This window comes from Jeotgalicoccus huakuii, from assembly GCF_036665975.1.
GTDB lineage: Bacteria > Bacillota > Bacilli > Staphylococcales > Salinicoccaceae > Jeotgalicoccus > Jeotgalicoccus marinus.
The window spans coordinates 66,277-89,143 of the sequence record NZ_JAVIYN010000002.1 but is presented as its reverse complement, the minus strand read 5'-3'; the positions used below and the strand labels follow the sequence as shown (position 1 = coordinate 89,143).

At 36.0% G+C, this 22,867-nt stretch carries 39 protein-coding genes; 36 read left to right on the top strand and 3 right to left on the bottom strand.

Annotation, left to right across the window (positions count from 1 at the left end; all coding sequences use genetic code 11):
* The 31 genes from rplB to rpsI all read left to right on the top strand — a co-directional run bounded on the left by rplB (position 1) and on the right by rpsI (position 16,306).
* Positions 1 to 831 carry a 50S ribosomal protein L2 gene (rplB, locus tag V6E76_RS01545; RefSeq protein WP_247348307.1) on the top strand — a complete coding sequence of 277 codons (831 nt, stop codon included), beginning with the start codon at positions 1 to 3 and terminating at the stop codon, positions 829 to 831.
* A 54-nt stretch (positions 832 to 885) separates the two neighbouring features.
* On the top strand, positions 886 to 1,164 hold the full coding sequence (gene rpsS, locus V6E76_RS01540) for a 30S ribosomal protein S19 (RefSeq protein WP_026865803.1): 279 nt from the start codon (positions 886 to 888) through the stop codon (positions 1,162 to 1,164).
* Positions 1,165 to 1,198: 34 nt separating this feature from the next.
* Positions 1,199 to 1,576, top strand: a complete 378-nt coding sequence (gene rplV / locus V6E76_RS01535) for a 50S ribosomal protein L22 (protein ID WP_247348305.1) — start codon at positions 1,199 to 1,201, stop codon at positions 1,574 to 1,576.
* 21 nt (positions 1,577 to 1,597) lie between these two features.
* Entirely contained in the window at positions 1,598 to 2,239 is a 642-nt protein-coding gene (gene rpsC / locus V6E76_RS01530; protein ID WP_026865801.1) for a 30S ribosomal protein S3, read from the top strand.
* An 18-nt stretch (positions 2,240 to 2,257) separates the two neighbouring features.
* Entirely contained in the window at positions 2,258 to 2,692 is a 435-nt protein-coding gene (gene rplP, locus V6E76_RS01525) for a 50S ribosomal protein L16 (RefSeq protein WP_026865800.1), read from the top strand.
* Positions 2,682 to 2,891: a 50S ribosomal protein L29 gene (rpmC, locus tag V6E76_RS01520; RefSeq protein WP_026865799.1), complete on the top strand. Its 210-nt coding sequence runs from the start codon at positions 2,682 to 2,684 to the stop codon at positions 2,889 to 2,891. The genes rplP and rpmC overlap by 11 nt, the downstream gene beginning before the upstream one ends.
* A gap of 18 nt (positions 2,892 to 2,909) precedes the next feature.
* The gene (gene rpsQ / locus V6E76_RS01515; RefSeq protein ID WP_026865798.1) at positions 2,910 to 3,173 is read left to right on the top strand and encodes a 30S ribosomal protein S17; all 264 of its coding nucleotides are present in this window, start codon (positions 2,910 to 2,912) and stop codon (positions 3,171 to 3,173) included.
* Between the two features lie 28 nt (positions 3,174 to 3,201).
* On the top strand, positions 3,202 to 3,570 hold the full coding sequence (rplN, locus tag V6E76_RS01510) for a 50S ribosomal protein L14 (protein WP_026865797.1): 369 nt from the start codon (positions 3,202 to 3,204) through the stop codon (positions 3,568 to 3,570).
* A gap of 27 nt (positions 3,571 to 3,597) precedes the next feature.
* Entirely contained in the window at positions 3,598 to 3,906 is a 309-nt protein-coding gene (gene rplX, locus V6E76_RS01505; RefSeq protein ID WP_247348303.1) for a 50S ribosomal protein L24, read from the top strand.
* Between the two features lie 26 nt (positions 3,907 to 3,932).
* A complete protein-coding gene (gene rplE / locus V6E76_RS01500; RefSeq protein WP_026865795.1) occupies positions 3,933 to 4,472 on the top strand; it encodes a 50S ribosomal protein L5 in 540 nt (179 codons plus the stop codon).
* 19 nt (positions 4,473 to 4,491) lie between these two features.
* Complete coding sequence (locus V6E76_RS01495; RefSeq protein ID WP_017547659.1) at positions 4,492 to 4,677, top strand: type Z 30S ribosomal protein S14; 186 nt, start codon at positions 4,492 to 4,494, stop codon at positions 4,675 to 4,677.
* 29 nt (positions 4,678 to 4,706) lie between these two features.
* Positions 4,707 to 5,105 (top strand): 30S ribosomal protein S8, encoded by a 399-nt coding sequence (gene rpsH / locus V6E76_RS01490; protein WP_026865794.1) that lies wholly within the window; start codon positions 4,707 to 4,709, stop codon positions 5,103 to 5,105.
* Between the two features lie 25 nt (positions 5,106 to 5,130).
* Positions 5,131 to 5,667: a 50S ribosomal protein L6 gene (rplF, locus tag V6E76_RS01485; RefSeq protein WP_247348302.1), complete on the top strand. Its 537-nt coding sequence runs from the start codon at positions 5,131 to 5,133 to the stop codon at positions 5,665 to 5,667.
* Positions 5,668 to 5,691: 24 nt separating this feature from the next.
* The gene (rplR, locus tag V6E76_RS01480) at positions 5,692 to 6,054 is read left to right on the top strand and encodes a 50S ribosomal protein L18 (RefSeq protein WP_026865792.1); all 363 of its coding nucleotides are present in this window, start codon (positions 5,692 to 5,694) and stop codon (positions 6,052 to 6,054) included.
* A 22-nt stretch (positions 6,055 to 6,076) separates the two neighbouring features.
* A complete protein-coding gene (gene rpsE, locus V6E76_RS01475; protein ID WP_026865791.1) occupies positions 6,077 to 6,580 on the top strand; it encodes a 30S ribosomal protein S5 in 504 nt (167 codons plus the stop codon).
* Positions 6,581 to 6,594: 14 nt separating this feature from the next.
* Positions 6,595 to 6,774 carry a 50S ribosomal protein L30 gene (gene rpmD / locus V6E76_RS01470; protein ID WP_247348300.1) on the top strand — a complete coding sequence of 60 codons (180 nt, stop codon included), beginning with the start codon at positions 6,595 to 6,597 and terminating at the stop codon, positions 6,772 to 6,774.
* Between the two features lie 27 nt (positions 6,775 to 6,801).
* On the top strand, positions 6,802 to 7,242 hold the full coding sequence (gene rplO / locus V6E76_RS01465; protein WP_026865789.1) for a 50S ribosomal protein L15: 441 nt from the start codon (positions 6,802 to 6,804) through the stop codon (positions 7,240 to 7,242).
* Positions 7,242 to 8,543, top strand: a complete 1,302-nt coding sequence (gene secY, locus V6E76_RS01460) for a preprotein translocase subunit SecY (protein WP_247348299.1) — start codon at positions 7,242 to 7,244, stop codon at positions 8,541 to 8,543. The genes rplO and secY overlap by 1 nt, the downstream gene beginning before the upstream one ends.
* Before the next feature lie 16 nt (positions 8,544 to 8,559).
* Positions 8,560 to 9,207 carry an adenylate kinase gene (locus V6E76_RS01455; protein ID WP_247348298.1) on the top strand — a complete coding sequence of 216 codons (648 nt, stop codon included), beginning with the start codon at positions 8,560 to 8,562 and terminating at the stop codon, positions 9,205 to 9,207.
* Positions 9,208 to 9,345: 138 nt separating this feature from the next.
* Positions 9,346 to 9,564 (top strand): translation initiation factor IF-1, encoded by a 219-nt coding sequence (infA, locus tag V6E76_RS01450; protein ID WP_017547668.1) that lies wholly within the window; start codon positions 9,346 to 9,348, stop codon positions 9,562 to 9,564.
* A 30-nt stretch (positions 9,565 to 9,594) separates the two neighbouring features.
* On the top strand, positions 9,595 to 9,708 hold the full coding sequence (gene rpmJ / locus V6E76_RS01445; RefSeq protein WP_003156543.1) for a 50S ribosomal protein L36: 114 nt from the start codon (positions 9,595 to 9,597) through the stop codon (positions 9,706 to 9,708).
* Positions 9,709 to 9,732: 24 nt separating this feature from the next.
* Positions 9,733 to 10,098 (top strand): 30S ribosomal protein S13, encoded by a 366-nt coding sequence (gene rpsM, locus V6E76_RS01440; protein WP_026865786.1) that lies wholly within the window; start codon positions 9,733 to 9,735, stop codon positions 10,096 to 10,098.
* Between the two features lie 30 nt (positions 10,099 to 10,128).
* Positions 10,129 to 10,518 carry a 30S ribosomal protein S11 gene (gene rpsK / locus V6E76_RS01435; protein ID WP_026865785.1) on the top strand — a complete coding sequence of 130 codons (390 nt, stop codon included), beginning with the start codon at positions 10,129 to 10,131 and terminating at the stop codon, positions 10,516 to 10,518.
* Positions 10,519 to 10,598: 80 nt separating this feature from the next.
* Entirely contained in the window at positions 10,599 to 11,543 is a 945-nt protein-coding gene (locus V6E76_RS01430) for a DNA-directed RNA polymerase subunit alpha (protein ID WP_247348295.1), read from the top strand.
* A 19-nt stretch (positions 11,544 to 11,562) separates the two neighbouring features.
* Positions 11,563 to 11,961: a 50S ribosomal protein L17 gene (rplQ, locus tag V6E76_RS01425; protein WP_183369118.1), complete on the top strand. Its 399-nt coding sequence runs from the start codon at positions 11,563 to 11,565 to the stop codon at positions 11,959 to 11,961.
* Positions 11,962 to 12,107: 146 nt separating this feature from the next.
* Complete coding sequence (locus tag V6E76_RS01420) at positions 12,108 to 12,896, top strand: energy-coupling factor transporter ATPase (protein WP_247348294.1); 789 nt, start codon at positions 12,108 to 12,110, stop codon at positions 12,894 to 12,896.
* On the top strand, positions 12,893 to 13,753 hold the full coding sequence (locus V6E76_RS01415) for an energy-coupling factor transporter ATPase (RefSeq protein ID WP_247348290.1): 861 nt from the start codon (positions 12,893 to 12,895) through the stop codon (positions 13,751 to 13,753). Before V6E76_RS01420 ends, V6E76_RS01415 begins: the two co-directional genes overlap by 4 nt.
* Complete coding sequence (locus V6E76_RS01410) at positions 13,746 to 14,540, top strand: energy-coupling factor transporter transmembrane component T family protein (protein ID WP_247348288.1); 795 nt, start codon at positions 13,746 to 13,748, stop codon at positions 14,538 to 14,540. Before V6E76_RS01415 ends, V6E76_RS01410 begins: the two co-directional genes overlap by 8 nt.
* A gap of 8 nt (positions 14,541 to 14,548) precedes the next feature.
* Positions 14,549 to 15,283, top strand: a complete 735-nt coding sequence (truA, locus tag V6E76_RS01405) for a tRNA pseudouridine(38-40) synthase TruA (RefSeq protein WP_247348286.1) — start codon at positions 14,549 to 14,551, stop codon at positions 15,281 to 15,283.
* A 173-nt stretch (positions 15,284 to 15,456) separates the two neighbouring features.
* Positions 15,457 to 15,894, top strand: a complete 438-nt coding sequence (gene rplM, locus V6E76_RS01400) for a 50S ribosomal protein L13 (RefSeq protein WP_026865779.1) — start codon at positions 15,457 to 15,459, stop codon at positions 15,892 to 15,894.
* Positions 15,895 to 15,913: 19 nt separating this feature from the next.
* A complete protein-coding gene (gene rpsI, locus V6E76_RS01395; RefSeq protein ID WP_026865778.1) occupies positions 15,914 to 16,306 on the top strand; it encodes a 30S ribosomal protein S9 in 393 nt (130 codons plus the stop codon).
* A 109-nt stretch (positions 16,307 to 16,415) separates the two neighbouring features.
* Here the strand turns inward: rpsI and V6E76_RS01390 are convergent, their stop codons facing one another.
* From V6E76_RS01390 to V6E76_RS01380, 3 genes are read right to left on the bottom strand one after another with little or no spacing between them, the layout of a single operon-like run.
* Positions 16,416 to 16,913: a PCYCGC domain-containing protein gene (locus V6E76_RS01390; RefSeq protein ID WP_247348284.1), complete on the bottom strand. Its 498-nt coding sequence runs from the start codon at positions 16,911 to 16,913 to the stop codon at positions 16,416 to 16,418.
* 10 nt (positions 16,914 to 16,923) lie between these two features.
* Positions 16,924 to 18,090 (bottom strand): site-specific integrase, encoded by a 1,167-nt coding sequence (locus tag V6E76_RS01385; RefSeq protein ID WP_499797691.1) that lies wholly within the window; start codon positions 18,088 to 18,090, stop codon positions 16,924 to 16,926.
* A 41-nt stretch (positions 18,091 to 18,131) separates the two neighbouring features.
* On the bottom strand, positions 18,132 to 18,953 hold the full coding sequence (locus V6E76_RS01380) for a helix-turn-helix domain-containing protein (RefSeq protein WP_247348279.1): 822 nt from the start codon (positions 18,951 to 18,953) through the stop codon (positions 18,132 to 18,134).
* 158 nt (positions 18,954 to 19,111) lie between these two features.
* On the opposite strand from V6E76_RS01380, the gene V6E76_RS01375 reads away from it, so the two are divergent.
* The 5 genes from V6E76_RS01375 (at position 19,112) to V6E76_RS01355 (ending at position 22,704) form a co-directional block, all read left to right on the top strand.
* On the top strand, positions 19,112 to 19,390 hold the full coding sequence (locus tag V6E76_RS01375; protein WP_247348277.1) for a helix-turn-helix domain-containing protein: 279 nt from the start codon (positions 19,112 to 19,114) through the stop codon (positions 19,388 to 19,390).
* An 86-nt stretch (positions 19,391 to 19,476) separates the two neighbouring features.
* Positions 19,477 to 20,850 (top strand): virulence-associated E family protein, encoded by a 1,374-nt coding sequence (locus tag V6E76_RS01370; protein ID WP_247348275.1) that lies wholly within the window; start codon positions 19,477 to 19,479, stop codon positions 20,848 to 20,850.
* Between the two features lie 387 nt (positions 20,851 to 21,237).
* Positions 21,238 to 21,534 (top strand): hypothetical protein, encoded by a 297-nt coding sequence (locus V6E76_RS01365; RefSeq protein ID WP_247348274.1) that lies wholly within the window; start codon positions 21,238 to 21,240, stop codon positions 21,532 to 21,534.
* Entirely contained in the window at positions 21,527 to 21,940 is a 414-nt protein-coding gene (locus V6E76_RS01360) for a hypothetical protein (protein ID WP_247348271.1), read from the top strand. Before V6E76_RS01365 ends, V6E76_RS01360 begins: the two co-directional genes overlap by 8 nt.
* Before the next feature lie 473 nt (positions 21,941 to 22,413).
* On the top strand, positions 22,414 to 22,704 hold the full coding sequence (locus tag V6E76_RS01355; protein WP_247348269.1) for a type II toxin-antitoxin system HicB family antitoxin: 291 nt from the start codon (positions 22,414 to 22,416) through the stop codon (positions 22,702 to 22,704).
* The last annotated feature ends 163 nt before the right edge of the window (positions 22,705 to 22,867 follow it).

The window sequence follows — 22,867 nt, the reverse complement described above, 5'->3', positions numbered from 1 at the left end:
ATGGCAATTAAAAAATATAAGCCTACCACGAATGGTCGTCGTAATATGACTGGTTTAGATTTCGCTGAAATCACTTCAACGACTCCTGAACGTTCATTATTACAGCCGCTTCCGAAAAAAGCGGGACGCAACAACCAAGGTAAAATTACAGTGCGTCACCAAGCAGGCGGACACAAACGTCATTATAGAATTATTGACTTCAAACGTAACAAAGATGGAATTCCTGCAACAGTTAAAACTATAGAGTATGATCCAAACCGTTCAGCTAACATTGCGTTAGTTGCTTATGCAGATGGTGAAAAGAGATACATTCTTGCACCAAAAGGACTTAAAGTTGGTACTGAACTTATGAGTGGTGCTGATGCGGATATTAAAGTAGGTAACACATTAGTGCTTTCTGATATCCCAATGGGTACTACAATTCATAACATTGAACTTAAACCAGGTGCCGGCGGTCAAATCGCTCGCTCTGCAGGTGCAAGTGCACAATTACTAGGTAAAGAAGGTAAATATGCACTAGTTAAACTAACTTCAGGTGAAGTACGTATGATCTTACTTACTTGCCGTGCAACAATCGGTCAAGTTGGTAACGAGCAACACGAACTTGTTAACGTTGGTAAAGCCGGACGTTCTAGATGGAAAGGCAAACGCCCTACAGTACGTGGTTCTGTAATGAACCCTAACGATCACCCACACGGTGGTGGTGAAGGTAGAGCACCGATCGGTCGTCCATCTCCAGTTTCACCTTGGGGTAAACCTACGCTTGGTAAGAAAACTCGTAAAGGTAAGAACCGTTCTAACAAGTTAATCGTTAGAGGACGTAAAAAATAAATGAGTTAAGTGTGCGGATTTACTCCGCACGCATTATTGGAAGGAGGCGCCTACATGGCACGCAGTCTTAAAAAAGGACCTTTCGTCGACCAACACCTTATGAACAAGGTTGAGGCTCAAAACGAAGGTAACAAAAAAAGTGTAATTAAAACATGGTCACGCCGTTCAACAGTATTCCCGAACTTTATCGGACATACAATTGCAGTATACGACGGACGTAAACATGTACCTGTGTACATCACAGAAGATATGGTTGGCCACAAACTTGGTGAATTTGCACCAACAAGAACGTTTAAAGGTCACGCAGCTGACGACAAGAAAACAAGAAGATAAACACTAACCATATGCGGTAAAGGAGGAAAGACTCATGCAATCAAAAGCTGTTGCTAGAACTGTGAGAATCGCGCCACGTAAAGTACGTCTTATTGCTGACTTAGTAAGAGGTAAAGAAGTTGGAGAAGCGATCTCAATCTTAAAACTTACAAACAAGAGATCTTCACCGGTAGTGGAGAAATTAGTTAAATCTGCAGTTGCTAACGCAGAACATAACTACGATATGGATATCGATAACTTGTATATTTCTGAAATCTATGCAGATGAAGGACCAACGCTTAAAAGATTCCGTCCACGTGCTCAAGGCCGTGCTTCTAAAATCAACAAGCGTACAAGTCACATCACAGTAGTTGTAAAAGAATATGCAGACGAAGTAGATACTGAAGAAAATCAAGAAGTAGAGAACGCTTAATAATATAAGGAGGTAATTAACTTGGGCCAAAAGATAAATCCAATTGGGTTTCGTGTAGGTGTCATCCGTGACTGGGAAGCAAACTGGTACGCTGACAAAAATTTCTCAACTCTATTACACGAAGACTTAAAGATTCGTAAATATATCGAGACTAATCTCAAAGATGCATCAATTTCTAAAGTAGAAATCGAACGTGCTGCAAACCGAGTTAACATTGCATTGCACACAGGTAAACCAGGTATGGTAATCGGTAAAGGTGGTAGCGAGATTAACAAAACTCGTACAGCTCTTACTAACCTAACTGGCAAGAAAGTTCATATCAATGTTATTGAAATCAAGAAAGTTGATATGGATGCTAAACTTGTTGCTGAAAACATTGCACGTCAATTAGAAAACCGTGTTTCATTTAGAAGAGCACAAAAACAAGCGCTTCAAAGAGCAATCAAATCTGGCGCTAAAGGAATCAAAACTCAAGTATCAGGACGTTTAGGCGGTGCAGATATCGCACGTGCTGAAGGCTACAGTGAAGGAACAGTTCCACTTCATACACTTCGTGCAGACATTGACTACGCACACGAAGAAGCAGACACTACTTACGGTAAACTAGGTGTCAAAGTATGGATCTACCGTGGAGAAGTTCTTCCTACAAAGAATAATAAATAAGTAAGGAGGAAAATTGGAATGTTATTACCAAAAAGAGTAAAATACCGTCGTCAGCACCGTCCGGATACTAAAGGACGTTCAAAAGGCGGAAATCAAGTAAGCTTTGGTGAATACGGGCTACAAGCTACAACAACATCTTGGATTACTGCAAGACAAATTGAGTCAGCGCGTATTGCAATGACACGTTACATGAAACGTGGCGGTAAAGTATGGATCAACATCTTCCCGCACACGCCATATACAAAAAAACCTTTAGAAGTACGTATGGGATCTGGTAAAGGGGCAATCGAAGGTTGGATTGCAGTTGTAAAACCAGGCCGTATTATGTTTGAAGTTGCAGGTGTTCAAGAAGAGGTTGCTAAAGAAGCACTTCGTCTTGCGAGCCACAAACTTCCAGTTAAGACTAAGATCGTTAAACGTGAAGAATTAGGTGGTGATACGAATGAAAGCTAAAGAAATCCGTGATTTAACGAATTCTGAAATTGAATCAAATGTCAAAGAATTGAAAGAAGAACTTTTCAATCTGCGCTTTCAGCTAGCTACAGGTCAGCTAGAGAACACTGCTCGTATCAAAGAAGTTAGAAAAACTATCGCTAGAATGAAAACGACGGTTCGTGAAAGAGAGATTGCTGAAGCACAAGCGAATCAATAATTAGAGGAGGTCCAAATCGTGGAAGAGAAAAACGAACGTAAAGTTCTCCAGGGCCGCGTAGTATCCGACAAAATGGATAAAACAGTAACGGTACTCGTTGAAACTTACAAAAAACACCCGATCATCGGTAAACGTGTTAGATATTCTAAGAAATATAAAGCACACGATCAAAACAATACAGCGAAAATGGGCGACATCGTAAGAATTGAGGCTACACGTCCATTATCAGCGACTAAACGATTCCGTCTTGTTGAAATCGTTAAAGAGTCTGTAATTATATAATACTTGAAACAGAAGGAGGGAATCACGCATGATTCAGTCAGAAAGCCGCTTAAAAGTTGCTGACAACTCTGGTGCTCGTGAAGTACTTACAATCAAAGTACTTGGTGGTACTGGTCGTAAAACAGCTAACATCGGTGACGTAATAGTTGCAACTGTTAAAAATGCAACACCAGGTGGTGTTGTCAAAAAAGGTGAAGTTGTTAAAGCTGTCATCGTTAGAACAAAAACAGGTATCCGTCGTGAAGATGGTTCATATATTAAATTCGATGAGAACGCATGCGTAATCATCCGTGATGATAAAGGTCCAAGAGGTACTCGTATTTTCGGACCAGTTGCTCGTGAACTTCGCGAAGGTAACTTCATGAAGATTATCTCATTAGCACCAGAAGTACTATAATCTTAATCCGAAGGAGGTGCGACAACTATGCACGTAAAAACAGGTGACCAAGTCATTGTAATCAGCGGGAAAGACAAAGGTAAAAAAGGGAATGTATTAAAAGCAATTCCTGGAGAAGACCGTGTCGTTGTTGAAAATGTAAACATCGTTAAGAAACACCAGAAGCCATCTCAAATGAACCCAGAAGGCGGGATTCTAGAGGTAGAAGCGCCAATTCATGTTTCTAACGTTATGCACGTTGACCCTGAATCAGGTGAACGCACTCGTATCCGTCATGAAATCAAAGATGGTAAAAAAGTGAAAATCGCTGTGAAATCAGGTAAAGAAATTAAATAAGGTTCAAACGGAAGGAGGTCACATAAATGGCACGTTTAAAAGATAGATACAATGAAACAATTAAACAAGAGTTAGTAAATAAATTTAATTACACTTCTGTAATGCAAGCACCAAAAATCGAAAAAATCGTTGTTAATATGGGTGTTGGTGACGCTGTACAAAACGCAAAAGTACTCGACACAGCTGTTGAGGAATTAACTGCAATCACAGGTCAAAAACCAGTTATCACTAAAGCGAAAAAATCTATCGCTACTTTCCGTCTTCGTGAAGGTATGCCGATCGGTGCTAAAGTAACACTACGTGGAGAAAGAATGTATGAATTCCTAGACAAATTAATCTCGGTTTCACTTCCACGTGTAAGAGACTTTAGAGGTATTTCTAAAAAGGCATTTGATGGCCGCGGAAACTACACGCTAGGTGTTAAAGAACAGCTTATCTTCCCTGAAATTGACTACGATAAAGTATCAAAAGTACGCGGTATGGATATTGTAATTGTAACAACAGCTAACACGGACGAAGAAGCTCGTGAACTGCTAACACAATTCGGTATGCCGTTCCAAAAGTAAGATCTAAGGAGGCGAAATAGTGGCTAAAAAATCAATGATTGCTAAACAGCAAAAAGAACAAAAATTCAAAGTTAGAGAATATACACGTTGTGAAAGATGTGGACGCCCACACTCAGTAATTCGTAAATTCAAGCTTTGCCGTATCTGTTTCCGAGAACTTGCTTACAAAGGGCAAATTCCTGGCGTTAAAAAAGCAAGCTGGTAAGAAACATTATTCGAAAGGAGGCAACTTAAATGACAGTGTCAGATCCAATTGCAGATATGCTAACACGCATTAGAAATGCGAACATTGTTAGACATGAAACTTTAGAAATCCCTGCATCAAACATTAAGAAAGAAATCGCAGGTATCTTAAAAACTGAAGGTTTTGTAAAAAACGTAGAATTTATCGAGGATGACAAGCAAGGTATTATCCGCGTATTCATGAAATATTCAAACGATAGCGAACGCGTTATCACTGGTTTAAAACGTATTTCTAAACCTGGTCTACGTGTTTATGCTAAGAGAGAAGAATTACCAAGAGTACTTAACGGTCTTGGAATTGCGCTTATCTCTACTTCAGAAGGTGTGCTTACAGACAAAGAAGCACGTAAAAGAAATCTTGGCGGGGAAGTTCTCGCATACGTTTGGTAATTAATATTATAGGAGGTGCAAAGTAATGAGTCGTGTTGGTAAACGTCTTATTGACATTCCAAGTGATGTAACTATCGACATCAAGGGTAATACAATTACTGTTAAAGGCCCTAAAGGTGAATTAGTTAACACATTCAATGAAGAAATGACATACAATCTTGAAGATACTACACTAGAAGTAGTACGCCCAAGTGATTCTAAAGAACACCGTACAGTACACGGTACTACTCGTGCACTTATCAACAACATGGTTGAAGGTGTTTCACAAGGTTTTGTAAAAGAACTTGAACTAATCGGTGTTGGTTACCGTGCACAAATGCAAGGTAATAAACTTTCATTAAACGTTGGTTTATCTCACCCTGTTGAGTTTGAATCAGGTGAAAACCTTCAGATTTCTGTAGAAGGTAACACTAACATCAAAATCGAAGGTATTAATAAAGAGGAAGTTGGAGCTTTAGCTTCAAACATCCGTAGTGTACGTCCACCAGAACCTTATAAAGGTAAAGGTATTCGCTATAAAGGTGAACTTGTTCGCCGTAAAGAAGGTAAAACTGGTAAATAATAAATAAGTGAGGAGTGACCATCAATGATCGCGAAAATTGACAAGAATAAAGTTCGTCAAAAAAGACATGGCCGCGTGCGTAACATGCTTTCAGGCACAACTGAAAGACCACGTTTAAATGTTTATCGTTCAAACAAGCATATCTATGCTCAATTAATTGATGACACTGCGCAAATTACACTTGCAAGCGCATCTACACAAGATCCAGAGTTCAAAGGTGAACTAGGTTCAAACGTAGAAGCAGCTAAAGAAGTCGGCGCTCTTATTGCAACTCGTGCAAAAGACAAAGGTTTCGAAAAAGTAGTATTTGACCGTGGTGGATATTTATATCATGGACGTGTGAAAGCATTAGCTGATGCAGCACGTGAAAACGGACTGGATTTCTAATAAAAAAGGAGGGACAATAAACATGGCTTACAAGAAAGAAGAGAAAGTACAAGAGTTTGAAGAACGCGTTGTAACAATCAACCGTATCGCAAAAGTTGTTAAAGGTGGACGTCGTTTCCGTTTCTCAGCTTTAGTAGTAGTTGGTGACAGAAAAGGTCGCGTAGGTTTCGGTACAGGTAAAGCCCAAGAGGTACCTGAAGCAATTAAAAAAGCAATCGAAGCTGCGAAGAAAGATCTTATTGAAGTACCTATCGTTAACGGTACAATTCCACACGAAATTAAAGGTCGTTTCTCATCAGGTAACGTATTCATGAAACCTGCTGCTCCTGGTACAGGGGTTATCGCTGGTGGTCCAGTACGTGCCGTACTTGAACTTGCAGGTGTTACTGACATCCTAAGCAAGTCATTAGGTGCGAATACACCAATTAACGTTGTTCGTGCAACACTTACAGGCTTAACTGAACTTAAAGATGTTAAAGAAGTGGCTAAGCTTAGAGATAAAACTGTAGAAGAGATTCTAAACTAAGGAGGGAATAGTCAATGGCAAAAGTGAAAGTTACCCTCACTAAAAGTATTATTGGTAAACCTGAAACTCAAAGACAAACAGTGAAGTCATTAGGTATTAAGAAAATGCACCAAACTGTTGAACACGAAGATACACCTCAACTTAGAGGTCAGATTGCCAAAGTTAGTCATTTAGTTACAGTAGAAGAAATTTAATGATAAAATGATATAGGAGGTGCGAAGATGAAATTACACGAACTTAAACCAGTTGAAGGCGCGCGTAACAAACGTAACAGAGTAGGACGCGGTATGTCATCAGGTAACGGTAAGACATCTGGTCGTGGTCATAACGGACAAAAATCACGTTCTGGTGGTAAAGTGAGCCTTACTTTCGAAGGTGGTCAATTACCATTATTCCGTAGTATTCCTAAACGCGGTTTTACAAACATTAACCGTAAAGAATACGCAGTTGTCAATGTTGATTCACTAAACCGTTTCGACAATGGTACAGAAGTAACACCTGAACTCTTAGTTGAGACAGGTCTTGTTAAAAATGAAAAAGCTGGAATTAAAATTCTTGGTAACGGTAGCCTTGATAAGAAATTAACTGTAAAAGCGCACAAATTTTCTAGTTCAGCTAAAGAAGCTATTGAGCAACAAGGCGGAACTCACGAGGTGATCTAATGATCGGCAAGATATCGAATTTCTTTAAAATTAAAGAAATACGTAATAAGATACTTTTCACTTTGGCCATGCTGATTATCTTTAAGATAGGAACTTATATTCCTGTTCCAGGCGTTGACCCAAGCGTATTTGACACGGGTGCTTCTAGTGGAGGTGTCCTGGACTTAATGAATACGTTCGGTGGTGGCGCGCTGAGTAACTTCTCTATTCTCGCAATGGGGATTATGCCGTATATCACAGCATCAATTGTTACTCAGTTGTTACAGATGGATATAGTGCCAAAGTTTGCTGAGTGGGCAAGACAGGGCGAAGTTGGCCGTAAGAAACTTGCTCAGTTTACAAGGTATTTCACGATCGTTTTAGCTTTTATTCAAGCAATTGGTATGTCTTTCGCATTTAACCAAATGTTCGGAGGCGCACTAATTGAAAATAACAACATTGGATCGTACTTGCTGATCGCATTAATCTTAACAACAGGAACTGCCTTCCTTTTATGGATGGGTGAGTTAATCACATCTCATGGTGTAGGTAATGGTATTTCAATCATTATCTTTGCTGGGATACTTGGTGCTTTACCAAGTGCATTAATTCAATTGTTCCAGTCTAGATTTACTGGCACATCGGATACGACAATGGCGGTTCTGCAAATTGCAGGTTTAGTAATATTCCTATTATTACTCACAGCCTTTGCGGTGTTTATCTTACAAGCAATTCGTAAAATCCCAATTCAGTATGCAAAAGGTCAAAGAAATGCAGGTTCACAGCTTGCACCGCAAGCCACTTTCTTACCATTGAAAGTGAATCCAGCAGGTGTTATCCCGGTAATCTTTGCCATGGCATTCTTAATGATGCCACAGACTTTAACACTATTCTTCCCGGATGCTAACTGGGCACAGACTGTCGCAAGATTTGCTGACCCATCTGATTGGGTAGGAATGATCTTTTACGTTGTTCTAATTATTGCATTTGCTTACTTCTATTCATTTGTGCAAGTGAACCCAGAGAAAATGGCTGACAACTTGAAAAAGCAAGGCAGCTATATTCCGGGCATTCGACCGGGTAAAAATACTCAGGATTATATCACTTCAGTACTATATAGATTAGTATTTGTTGGCTCATTATTCCTAGCAGGTATTTCGATCTTGCCACTGTTGATTACTAAGTTTATGGATTTACCACAAGCGATTCAAATCGGCGGTACAAGTCTACTCATCGTTATCGGTGTTGCACTTGAAACGATGAAACAACTGGAAGCACAAGCGAATCAGAGGGAATATCGTGGATTTAGAAAGCGCAGATAAGCAGGAGGAAATATAGATGAATATTATTATTATGGGCTTGCCAGGTGCCGGTAAAGGCACTCAAGCTGCCAAGATAATTAAGAAACATTCAATTCCTCATATCTCTACGGGAGACATGTTCCGACTCGCTATTAAAAACGAGACGGATTTAGGGAAACAAGCTAAAGAATTTATGGATCAAGGTGAACTTGTTCCTGACGAAGTAACAATCGGTATCGTCAAAGAGCGCCTATCTCAAAGTGATGCTAAAGGTGGTTTCTTGTTAGATGGTTTCCCAAGAACTGTTGAACAATCTGAAGCCCTTAATAAGATTATGGAAGAGTTAGGTTCTCAAATCGACCAAACGATTTACGTCGAGGTGCCTGAAGAAGAGTTAATGAATAGACTGACAGGTAGACGCATCTGTGAAACTTGCGGTGCAACTTATCACCTCGTGTTTAACCCACCTAAAACAGAGGGTATCTGTGATTTAGATGGCGGTAAACTTTACCAACGCGAAGATGATAATCCTGAAACTGTTCAGAACCGTCTTGAAGTTAATGTTAAACAAACAGCACCGCTTTTAGATTTCTATAAAGAACTTGGAGTTCTGTCTACTGTAGATGGCTCAAAAGATATAGAAGAAGTATTCGAGGAAATCGATGAAATTCTTAATGACTTATAGAGATATTCACCTTCGCAGCCTTTAGGTGAATGTTTATTGTCTATATGTATACGAGTGAGTCGTTATTAGACGTAGTGAATCGTCACCTAGAGCAAATTTCGAATACGGAATTGAAATGCTGTATAAGGAGGATAAAAAGTGAGTAAACAAGATGTAATTGAACTGGAAGGTACAGTGCTTGATACTTTACCAAATGCAATGTTCAAAGTAGAATTAGAAAATGGTCATGAGATCTTAGCTCATGTATCAGGTAAAATTCGTATGAACTATATACGCATACTTCCTGGTGATAAGGTAACAGTTGAAATGTCACCATATGACTTAACACGTGGCAGAATCACTTATCGTTTTAAATAAGAGACTCCATATTCTAAGGAGGTAAAAAACATGAAAGTAAGACCATCAGTTAAACCTATCTGTGAGAAATGTAAAGTTATCCGCAGAAAAGGAAAAGTAATGGTAATCTGTGAAAACCCTAAACACAAACAAAAACAAGGTTAATATATAATTTGGAGGTGCAAAAATATGGCTCGTATTGCAGGAGTTGACGTACCACGTGACAAACGTGTTGTAATCTCTTTAACTTACGTATACGGTATTGGACCAAGCACAGCTGCTAAAATTTTAGCTGAAGCTTCAGTTGATGAAAGTACTCGTGTTAAAGACCTTACTGAAGATGAATTAAACAAAATCCGTGAAGTCGTTGATGGTTACAAAGTTGAAGGTGACTTACGCCGTGAAACAAACCTTAACGTTAAACGCTTAATGGAAATTGGATCATACAAAGGTATGCGTCACCGTCGTGGCTTGCCTGTTAATGGTCAAAAGACTAAAAACAATGCAAGAACACGTAAAGGACCAATCAAAACAGTAGCGAACAAGAAGAAATAAATAGCTTACTTTAGTAAAGGAGGATAACAAATGGCTCGCAAACAAACTAGTCGTAAACGCAGAGTGAAAAAGAATGTCGAAGCAGGAATTGCACATATCCGTTCAACATTTAATAATACAATCGTAACAATCACTGACGAGTTCGGTAATGCCTTATCATGGTCATCTGCTGGTGCCTTAGGTTTTAAAGGTTCTAAAAAATCTACACCTTTCGCAGCACAAATGGCTTCTGAAACAGCATCTAAAGCAGCGATGGAACACGGTCTTAAAACTGTAGAAGTTACAGTAAAAGGTCCTGGTGCGGGACGTGAAGCAGCAATCAGAGCACTTCAATCTGCTGGTCTTGAGATTACAGCTATTAAAGACGTAACTCCAGTTCCACACAATGGTTGCCGTCCACCTAAACGCCGCCGTGTATAATAATTATTTAATCGCTTAAGTAGTTGGGAACAATATAATTTTCTAATATTTTCGGCGTTTAAAGGGAGGATATGTTACACATGATCGAAATCGAGAAACCTAGAATTGAGACAGTAGAAGTATCGGAAGATTCTAAGTTTGGTAAGTTTGTTGTAGAACCTTTGGAAAGAGGTTATGGAACAACACTTGGGAACTCCTTGCGTCGCATTCTTTTATCATCATTACCAGGTGCGGCAGTTAAGACGATTGAAATAGAAAATGTACTTCATGAGTTTTCGACAATCGACAATGTTGTTGAAGACGTGACTACAATTATTACCAACATCAAGAGCCTGGCACTGAAAATCTACTCTGAAGATGAGAAAACTTTAGAAATTGATTTCAGCGGTGAAGGTGTCGTTACTGCAGCTGATATCACTCATGATAGTGATGTTGAAATTTTAAACAGAGATCTTAAGATTGCAACAGTATCTAAAGGTGGAAGCTTGAAATTACGCATGACTGCTGATAGTGGTAGAGGTTACACACTTGCAGATGGCAACAATAAAGCTGATATGCCAATTGGTGTAATTCCAATCGACTCTATCTACACACCGATAGAACGTGCGAATTATACGGTTGAAAATACACGTGTAGGACAAAGTACAAACTTCGATAAACTTACTTTAGACGTATGGACAGATGGTTCAATTACGCCTCAAGAAGCTGTATCATTAGGTGCTAAAATTCTAACTGAACACTTAAATATCTTTGTTGGTCTTACTGATGAAGCTCAAAATGCTGAAATCATGATCGAAAAAGAAGAAGATCAGAAAGAAAAAGTACTTGAGATGTCAATTGAAGAACTTGACTTGTCAGTACGCTCATACAACTGTCTAAAACGTGCTGGTATCAACTCTGTTCAGGAACTCACTGATAAAACAGAAGCTGATATGATGAAAGTACGTAACTTAGGACGTAAGTCACTTGAAGAAGTTAAATTTAAACTTGAAGACTTAGGCTTAGGTCTACAGAAAGAAGACTAGTCATAAAGGAGGAGAAATAATGGGTTACAGAAAACTTGGACGTACATCTGACCAAAGAAAAGCAATGTTACGCGACTTAGCGACGTCTTTAATCGTTAGTGAAAGAATCACTACAACTGAAGATCGTGCTAAAGAACTTCGTAAATTAGCTGACCGTCTTGTTACACTTGGTAAAAAAGGCGACTTAGCAGCTAAAAGACGTGCTGGTCAAACTGTACGCAACGTAGAAATCATCAATGAAGATGGTTCAACAAGTTATGCACTTCAAAAGTTATTTGAAGATATCGCTCCACGTTTCGCTGATCGTCAAGGTGGTTATACAAGCATTAAGAAACTTGGTAGCCGTCGCGGTGACGGAGCTGAACTTGTAATTATTGAATTCGTAGAAGGCGCTCCAGTTACAACTGAAGAAGCGTAAATTCTTAAAAGCAGAGTGAGTGTTATGATGATGAGCCCATCAGGGCTCTTTCGTCTAGCTCGACGTATCCTGCAGTAAATAATCAGTGCGCGACTCTTATTGCAGGGTACGCGCTTTTTTTACATAAATTTTTAAGGAGTGGAGATATGATTAAACTAGAGAATGTCGCTTTTAAGTATAGAGAAGAAGAAGCATATGCTCTTGATCATATCTCCATTAACTTTGAAAAAGGGAAGTGGACATCGATTATCGGGCATAATGGCTCTGGTAAAAGTTCGCTTGTTAAAGTCCTGATGGGTATTATCGAATCCTATGAAGGAAATATATATGTAGACGGTATACAGTTAAATAATGATAATATGAGAGACTTGCGTAGTCGTTTTGCAATTGTGTTTCAAAATCCTGATAATCAATTTGTTGGCGCAACAGTGGAAGATGATGTCGCCTTTGGCTTAGAGAATATGGGCATAGAAAGAGAAGAAATGATTGAAAGAACAGACTATGCATTAAAGTTAGTCGATATGCTTGATTTTAAAAAACACGAGCCGCATCGTTTATCAGGTGGACAAAAACAAAGAATTGCGATTGCGGGAGCCTTGGCTATGAAACCGGAAGTCCTCATTCTTGATGAAGCGACTTCTATGTTAGATCCAAAAGGTAGACAAGAAGTGTTGAGCATACTTTGTGATTTGCATGAACGTTTGGAAACGACCATCATATATATCACACATGATCTGACTGAAATATATAGAAGTGACAAAATTGTTGTTATGAACCAAGGAAAAGCAGTCGCTGAGGGTACCATTGATGAAATATACAGGGACAAAGACCTGCTAAAAGAAAGTAACTTGAAGGTGCCTTATACAATGGAACTATCAGAAGCACTTTTAGATGGAACTTACCTGACGCATGAAATGTTGGTGGAACGCCTATGATTATAGATTTTCATAATGTGAGTGTAGTATATAATCCTAAATCCCCATTTGAGTTCAGAGCCTTAAAACAGATTGAAACATCGTTTGAAAAAGGTAAATTCTATGGACTAATTGGTCATACAGGTAGTGGTAAGTCGACATTAATTCAAACAATGAATGGTTTAATTTTACCCACAACAGGTGACTTAAATGTTGATGGCACTAAGCTTTCAAAGAAGACCAAGCAAAAGGTGATTCATGAAGCTAAAATGAAAGTAGGTATGGTGTTTCAGTTTCCGGAGCATCAATTGTTTGAAAGTACAGTCTTAAAAGATGTCATGTTTGGTCCGATGAATATGGGTGCCAGTGAGGAAGACGCAAGAGAAAAGGCACTTCAATACTTAGAACTCCTCCGCGTACCAGAAACACTCTATGAACGTAGCCCATTTGATTTATCTGGTGGTCAGATGAGAAAAGTAGCGATTTCAGGCATTCTCTCTATGGAACCAGATATTCTAATTTTAGATGAACCGACAGCCGGCTTAGACCCGGTGAGTCATGATGAGACGATGCGATTATTTAATGATGTCTTCAATAAGATTGATGTGACTGTTATTTTGATTACACACGATATGGATGATGTATTAGAGTTTACAGATGCCGTTAAGGTGATGGATCAAGGAGAATTAGTTAGAGAAGGAAGAACGACAGATATTTTAACGGATGAAAGCTTTATGACAGCTTACAATCTAGAAATACCACATATTATTAGACTGACTAAGGACCTCGAGAAAAAAGGGGTATATCTTAAAGATATTCCTTTAAATATAAAGGACTTTATTTCTCTCTATAAAGAGTGGAGGGATAGTCATGCTTAGTTCTATGTTACTCGGTCGGTATATTCCTGGTGAGAGTATGATTCACCGTTTAGATCCTAGGGCTAAATTGATTTCAGTTATTCTTTTTATGATTATTGTGTTCTTTGCAAATGATTGGTTAGGGTACGGTATACTCATACTTTTTGTACTGGCTATGACTAAGCTTGCTGGCTTATCAGTCCGTTTCCTTTTCAATGGTTTGAAACTCGTTTTGATACTGTTGATATTCACCTTCTTGATGCATATATTCTTAACCAAGGGTGGTACAGTACTTGTTGATGGTGGCTTCTTTACGATTGAATCCAACGGTTTGATTACCGGGATTTATATTACAATTCGACTTGCACTGCTAGTAGTTATCACTACACTGATGACCTTAACGACGAGTCCAATAGAATTAACAGATGCCATAGAAAAACTATGTAAACCGTTAAAAGCAGTTAAGATACCTGTTCATGAAATCGCCATGATGATGTCCATCTCATTACGTTTCATTCCAACTCTAATGGATGAAACAGAGAAAATCATTAAAGCACAAAGTGCCCGTGGGTCTACTTTTATGACGGGAAGTTTAAAATCAAGAATTACAGCCTTGGTACCGATATTCATTCCCTTGTTCATGTCTGCCTTTAAGCGTGCAGATGAGATGGCAATTGCTATGGAAGTGAGAGGTTATAAGGGTGAAGAAGGACGAACACATTACAGAGTATTAAACTGGCAGTTAAAAGATACGGTCGCTATTATCATTCTCTTAATATTAGGATTGATATTATTATGGGTAAGGTAGTGAATTAAATGAGAGTAAGAGCAAATATTTCTTATAACGGTCAAAACTTTAGTGGTTTTCAGTATCAACATGATTACCGTACAGTTCAAGGCACTATAGAAAAACAACTCAAACGCATGCATAAGGCGCATACTAGACTTCATGGTGCGTCTAGAACTGATAGTGGCGTACATGCCTTAGATCAATATATTCACTTTGATACGACAATCGATTTACCCCGAGATAAGTGGCAATTTATTCTGAATAGATCTATGCCAGAGGACATTTATATTAAAAAAGTAGATATCGTTGATGACGACTTTCATTCGAGATTTAATGCCAAGGGAAAAACCTATCGTTACAAAATCTATACTGGTCAAAAAAACCCTTTCTATGCAGGATTGAAGACCCATTGTATGGAGACCTTAAATATAGCAAAAATGAGAGATGCAGCAGCACCCTTTGTCGGTGTGCATGACTTCACCACATTCTCCAGTGCGAAAGCTGAGATAAAAAATAAGGTAAGAGAGATTAAACAACTCGACATCGAAGAAACAACAGACGGCATTGATATCGTCATTACCGGCACGGGTTTTCTATATAATATGGTCAGAATCATCGTGGCTTATCTACTAGAAGTCGGTAAGGGTAAAAGAGAAGCGGATACTTTGAATATGCTGAAGGCGAAAGATAGAACGATCATTCCAAAAACAGCACCGGCAGAAGGACTATATTTGGAAAAAGTCTGGTATGAAGACATATAAAATCTATCAATCATATTGACTTTGTTGGTGGATAATTATATAATAACTAACGGTACATTTTTATATCCATCCATGATTATAAGGCCCCGGAACCTTTTAAGATTATGAATATAAAAAGACAAAAACGACTATTAAAAAACACGAAATATAGAATGGATTTAGGAGGAAATAATATGCGTCAAACGTTTATGGCTAATGAGTCAAACATCGAGCGTAAATGGTTCGTTGTAGATGCAGCTGGTAAAACACTCGGCCGTCTTTCTACAGAAGTTGCTACATTATTACGCGGAAAACATAAACCAACATTCACACCACACGTTGATACTGGTGACTATGTAATCATCATCAATGCTGGTGAAATCGAATTAACTGGTAAAAAAGAATCACAAAAGATCTACTACAGACATTCAGGTCACGTAGGTGGAATCAAATCAGTTACAGCTGGTGAATTAAGAGAGAACAACCCTGTGAGATTATTGGAAACTTCTATCAAAGGAATGCTTCCTAAGAATCCACTTGGACGTAAGCAAGGTAAAAAATTATTCGTATACGGTGGAGCAGATCACCCACACGTAGCACAACAACCTGAAAACTACGAGTTACGTGGTTAAGGATTAGGAGGGAAAACATTTGGCTAAAGTAGAATATTTAGGAACTGGTCGTCGTAAGCATTCAGTAGCACGCGTACGTTTAGTACCAGGTGAAGGTAACGTAACAGTAAACGGACGCGACATGAGAGATTATCTTCCATTTGAAAGTTTAATCTTAGATTTAAGTCAACCATTCGCAGTAACTGAAACTGCAGGTAACTATGATGTATTAGTAAATGTTCACGGTGGTGGATTTACTGGTCAAGCACAAGCAATCCGTCACGGTATTGCAAGAGCTTTACTAGAAGCAGATCCAGAACACCGTTCAGCACTGAAAAGAGCTGGACTATTAACACGTGACCCACGTATGAAAGAACGTAAGAAACCAGGTCTTAAAAAGGCTCGTCGTTCTCCACAGTTCTCAAAACGTTAAGAACGTTGTTGTATCAGTATTTACAGCACTTCTCGAAAACTTTCGAGAAGTGCTTTTTTTATACTTTTAAACAAAAATAATACCCCGTTAATACCCCCAGCATCAGTTACTAGTTAATTCTTAAATCTAAGTATTCAATTTTTTCAAAATCCTTAAAGTTGTTATTATCATTTCTATAGCTATCCTTTGATGATGCTTTATATATTTTTAGATACTGTTCGAGTGTAGGAACAAAGAACTCTGCACCATCAATATGCAGTTCTTGTAGTTCAGAAAGTTGTATATCAGCGAATTCAGGTAAGGTATCGATGCAACCAAATTCTATAGATATATCACCATTTGAGTACTCATGCTCATGTCGATCAATGAGAGAGAAGCCCAATTGATTCATTACAGCATTAATCTGCTCAAAGTTATATATTCTATCTTCATCAGGAGCTTCCCATCCACGGGGGTCACCTGGAACATGTATATCAATGTCACTTGGCGACCATTCTCTATCACTAACTAACTCTAAACCTAAAGACCCCATTAATGTAGGCTTTATATCAATATCATTTAATGCACGACAAATATTGATAAATTTATCAAATAGTATGTTGTCCATATAATCCCCCTTAAAAATTGACATAGCTATTAAATTTATCTGCTAATTTTTCTCTGGATGATTGTGTAATGTGCGTATAAATGTCCATTGTCGTCTTTATATCACTATGTCCTAATCTAGTTTGTACTTCTTTGAGGGTTGCGCCTGATTCGAATAATAGCGAAGCATGGGTATGTCTGAAGCCATGGACGTGTATCTGATGTAAATCCTTGTGACGTTTAAAGAATGCTTCAAGTTTGTCGTTAGGTGTAGATACACGCATGTACTTCATTTCATTTAATCTAGTATGATAAGTTGCAAAGATAGGTTGTTCATGGTCATTTGCGATCATAAAGCCATATTCTTTATATTGTTGTTTCTGTTCTTCTTTCCATTGTAAAAGTTTATCAATGGTTTGATTATCAATATCTATCCATCTATGCGATTCACGAGTTTTAGGTGGTTGTAGAACATGCTTATTTCTTACTTTTGAAAGTGTCTTTTTTACAAGTAAGTCTTTATTAACAAAATTTATGTCACTCCAATGTAAAGCGAGAACTTCACCTTTTCGCATACCAGTAAACGCAAGTAATCTGAAGAGACATGTGTTCTGAGTTTTGTTTTCTTCATCAAGATAGATCATAAACTGTTTTAACTCTTCTTTGGTTAAAAATTTACGAGATTGTTCTACAAACACTTTTTCTTCTCGTCTACTAGGCAATGTTATATAGTCCATAGGATTCTTGTCTATTAACTCTAATTTCATTGCATAATTGAATACTAATCTTGCTTGAATGACATAGTCATTGTATGCTTTCATCTCTTTAGACCATTCATTAACCACTTCTTGGCAATACACGCGAGTAATGTCTTTAATTAGCATGCGTCCAAATTTAGGTAAGATTCTTTTATTAAATTTACTTTCTTTACTTGCTAATGTAGTTCCTCTAATCTCAGTACTATGGTTTTCAATCCACATTAAATAAACATCTTTGTAAGTATATTTGTGTATATTTTGAGTACTATTTTCAAGTCCCTGAAGCTGTAATCTCCTCAGTTCGATCTCTGCTTCTCTCTTCTTTTTGAATCTTCGTGTGGTTCTTTTCTTCTTACCAGTTACTTTATCAATACCTAAATAAACATTGAATTCGTAACGTTTTTCTCCATTCTTTAAATTTATTTCTTTAATTCTTGTCATTATATATCCTTCCTTAATTGCTGGTCGGCAGTAAAAAGGAATTAATAAATAAACAATCTTCTTTCTAAGGTTTTTTGATCAACTTCTACTTTTGAAACAAAACTTAATGTATTTAAAGATTCGATATACGGTACATATTGAATATTCCTTGGAGGATCATGTGGTAAAAACTCAATACTTCTGTCAGCAGTAACTAGGTATAGTGAATTCATTATTTCTCTAAATGAATATTCCATAGCTTCTCCAGTGTTTCGATAAATTTCTCTAGGAGTATCTTCAACTGTGTATTGAAGATATGATATTGCATCCGTATTTAAAAGAACTTTATCCGTTACAGTAAGAGATGAAAAATCAGGAAGTTTCATAAGTTCCTGTAATAATAAATAACCAATACAATAATAAATGCCTTTACCGTTTTCGTTGAAATCAAAATTGTGAATAATATTACGTATAGTTTCAGGGAGATCTCCGTTCGATTCATCATTTAAGTATATAAATAAACGATTATACTGCTCAAGAAAACTATTCGAATGATATTGGTATATAAATTTAATTTCATGTGTGTAGGTAGCATCATGTTCTATACCAGTAAAATGAACTAATGCTGTGCAAGACTTTCTTTCTACTACTTTCTCATTAATATCTACTGTTACCTCATAATATTCTTCAACTTGTTCTATTAATTCACCAACTGATATATCTAGTTCTTTTGTGATTGCTTCTATAGTTGGATAATATACAGATTCAGTTTTTTGATTTTGAAATGAACTAAGAGCATTTGTAGATATTCCAGTTGCTTTACTTAATTTGGCTAAACTTATTTTACGCTCTTTAAGTATCTTTTTTAGATTAACTTTTATCAATGCTACACCTCCTCATTAATATCATATCATATAATTATACAACTAATAATTAAAAAAAATATTTTTCGCTTGATATTTCATAAATCATCATATAATATTTTATTTACAAGCATAATTTATATTATGTCTATATAACTTGTATAAAAGGAGGGGTAGATATGAAGAAGCAAATACCACTAATTATTTCAGACGAAACTATAATTGCTATACAGGATGTTATTAATCAAGCAATTATAGAAGCTACAAATGATTCAGACTATAGGAACAAAAAGCAAAAACTGTATATGAATAAAAAGGAAGCATGTGAGTATGTAGGTGTAAGTTTCAATACTTTAAAAAAATTTATAGATGAAGGATTGCGTGTAGTCGAAGTCGCTGGAATAGAAATGATTAGAAAAGTGGACATAGATGATTTTTTTGAAAATCATACAGCTTAAAAATTTGGTCGGCAGTAAAAAGGGATTAAAAAATAGCAGATAGATGTGTACCAGACATCTATCTGCTTATAGAAAGGAACAAGGTAATGTTCATTGATAATCATAACACAAATTATAACAGTATAAAAAATAAACTGTACAAGAATAAGGATAAGAAGGTCATAGGATCAATCCATAATCTAAATAAAATTTTTAATGAAGATAAAAACTTAAATAATCTTTTTGGAATTGATGAAAGAACGGGTTCATTAATTCTTCTAAAAAGTCCACCATGGAGAACAAACAGGAGAGAGATAGATAAAACTTTTGATTTAAAAAAGGATCTTGGAATAGTGCACATGTATGTGAATTATTTTTATGGGTTCGATAATCGTTCTAAGCTTGCAGACTTTATAACTATATCTGCAACAGAAAGATATGTACATCCTATACAATTATATCTTGATGATTTGAAATGGGATGGAGTAGAGAGGTTAGAAAGATTATTTATAGATTATATCCATGCTGAAGATAACTGGTTTAACAGATCAATTACTAAAAAAACTTTGATTGGTGCAGTAGCAAAAATCTATAACCCAGGACACAGCCATGATACAACTATAATTTTTTCTGGAAAACAAGGATGTGGAAAGTCTCTAATCTTAAAAAAAATAGGACAAGATTGGTTTAATGATAGTATGGAAAATTTTAAAGGTGATGAAACTTATTTTAAAATGGCAAAATCATGGATTATTGAATTAGCTGAATTAACAGCTTACAACAATTCTGATATGGCAAGATTAAAACAAGTCCTCACTGCTACAACTGATACTTTTAGAAATAAATATGCTAGTGAGAGTACTGGACATATTAGAGACTGTGTATTTTTTGGAACAACAAACGAAGAAACATTTTTATTAGATGAAACTGGAAACAGAAGATTTATTCCAATGAGAGTAGGATTATATTCAAATAGTAAATTAAATATTCATGATTTAACAGAAGATGTTGTTAATCAAGTATGGGCAGAAGCTAAGTATTATTTTTTTAAGAATGAAACGAATCATTTAAATGAACAAGAGAAAGATTACCTAAAAGAAATTCAGAAACAATTTACAGCTATAGACGAATTAGAAGAAGAGATTGCAAAATATCTTATCAAAAAAGTTCCTTTAGATTGGGACTATATGTTGCTAGAAGATAAAAGGAATTTTATAAAAGAATACGATGAATCAGATGAGAAAGACAAATATCTTTTCCTAAGAGATAAAATTTGTGCGAGAGAAATAAGAGAAGTTCTATTAAAAGATGACAGAGTAGAAAACAAATCTTTAACATCTAAGATAAATTTAAGATTGAAAAGATTATTGCAAACAGATCACACAGAGAAAGTAAATTACAAAAAATATTATGGACAACAGAGAGGGTTTGCTATCACAGAGACAGATATAAGTAATATTAAAAATAATTATTTTGTATAAAGTTATGTCCCAGTTGTCCCAAATTTTGGGACAATCGGGACAATGAAAACTAAAAAGTTATAAATTAAAGAGGAAAATCACTCAATTCTAGAGAAATTTGTAAAGAGCATAAGGGGATTTGACGGTAAATAGCTATTGCTAACGCATTATCCAATTACACGGGTCGGCAGTGCCGACCTAATCCTGTAAAGGCTTTGGAGAATTTTAATTAGACACTTTTTATGCCACATGCATTCTACTCATAAAACGGTATATTTTGAGTGATTATGGCATGATTTTAGCATGCTTATGGCATAGATGAGGTATATGATACTCAATTTAATGGCATGTATGTGGCAAAAATAATATTAACCACAAATATGCCACATTATTTTAAGGAGGATAACAATGAAGAAATTTACTTTGTATTTAAAAGAAGAAAAGCACGCATTCATTAAAGCGTTGGCAAATAAAAAGAAAACAACACTAAACGAACTTATCAATAGTTTTATTGATACTGCGACTGCAAATGATCAAGTGTATTCAATGGAACTCAGGTTTAATTCTAATTTAGATAGTCTAGTTAAAATATTATCTAGACAAGATGAATCACTAAGTCGTTTAATTGCATGGCATAAAATTCATGCAGAGTTATTAAAAGATATATTAGTTATCGAGTACGAGGAGGAAAATATTAATGACTAACCGTAAGCATACATCAATCCATATAGATGAAAATATATATTCAGAAATTAAAGAATATGTTAGGAATAGCAATGATTTTAATTCTATTAGCAGATTAATAGAACATTTGTTTAAGAATTTTATAGAAAATGATCCACTAGTCACAGATAGTAATTTAGAAAAAATCAAAAAAGATTTAGCAACTACAAACCGTAATACGAAAATATTACTACAAATACTTACTAATTTTGCAAATAAAGAACAAGTAATTGCGAGAGATATTTACGAAGATATTTATCAATATAAAAGTGCCGTAGAAATAATTGATGAATATTATAATAAAAGAAAAATGAACAAACATAATAAAGATTACAATAAAAATGAAGAATCGAAAAATTTATTTATGAACGATATTTATAGATTTTAGGTAATTCCTAAATAGAAACACAAAAATTAGGATAAATTATTAAGAGAAAGGGTAAGATAAAAGTCGTAGAAAATTATAAAACTTGATTGACTAGAATTATAATTCTATTAAGAAAAGGTGAAGAGCAACTAATTTGTTGCTCATTTTATTTCTTATTAAAGTATAATTTATTAAAATAATAAGTAATCATGGTAATAGAATTATTCTTTGAAAATTATTTTGTATGTTTATATAGTGACTGAGATTAAATTTACAATAGGATTTATATAAAGAGATTAGACATAATATTAATTCGAATTTTTGTTTACTTTCTATATTTAAAAATCTGGTGAATATCTTTCATCTGGTTAATTGAGTTAATATAGTGAGTAGATAGGTTATTCAACAACTATATCTATACCTTTATTGCTTGTGCTAATTGAAATACAATCTTTTTAAAAAATAAAGAAGTTTAAAATTGGGGTGTGATAAAGATGGAATACAAATATTATGCGATAATCGAAAGTGAAAATGAAGGTTATAATGTACGTTTTCCTGATCTAGATGGTGCATTAACTTGTGCGAATACATTCGAAGAATCAGTATTAATGGCAAAGGATGTACTCGAGGGATATTTATTAATTCTTGAGAATGATAATGAGTATATTCCTAAAAAATCATCATATCGAGACCTCTCTTCAAACATTAAAGAGAATGAGCAACTGCAGTTAATTCATGTAGATACAAATATTATAAAGAATACAGGGAAACTACAAAGTCATTAATTAAATGGTGATTATTCTCTAGTACTTAGTCGAGGTTGGCAAATGAGAGATTATAAAAATTTTAGAAGAAATACTACTCAATATTATAGAAGTACATTTTAGTTTTAAATAACTAATCATCTTCATGTAAAATATGATGTGACTTATAATGTATTTTTGAAAT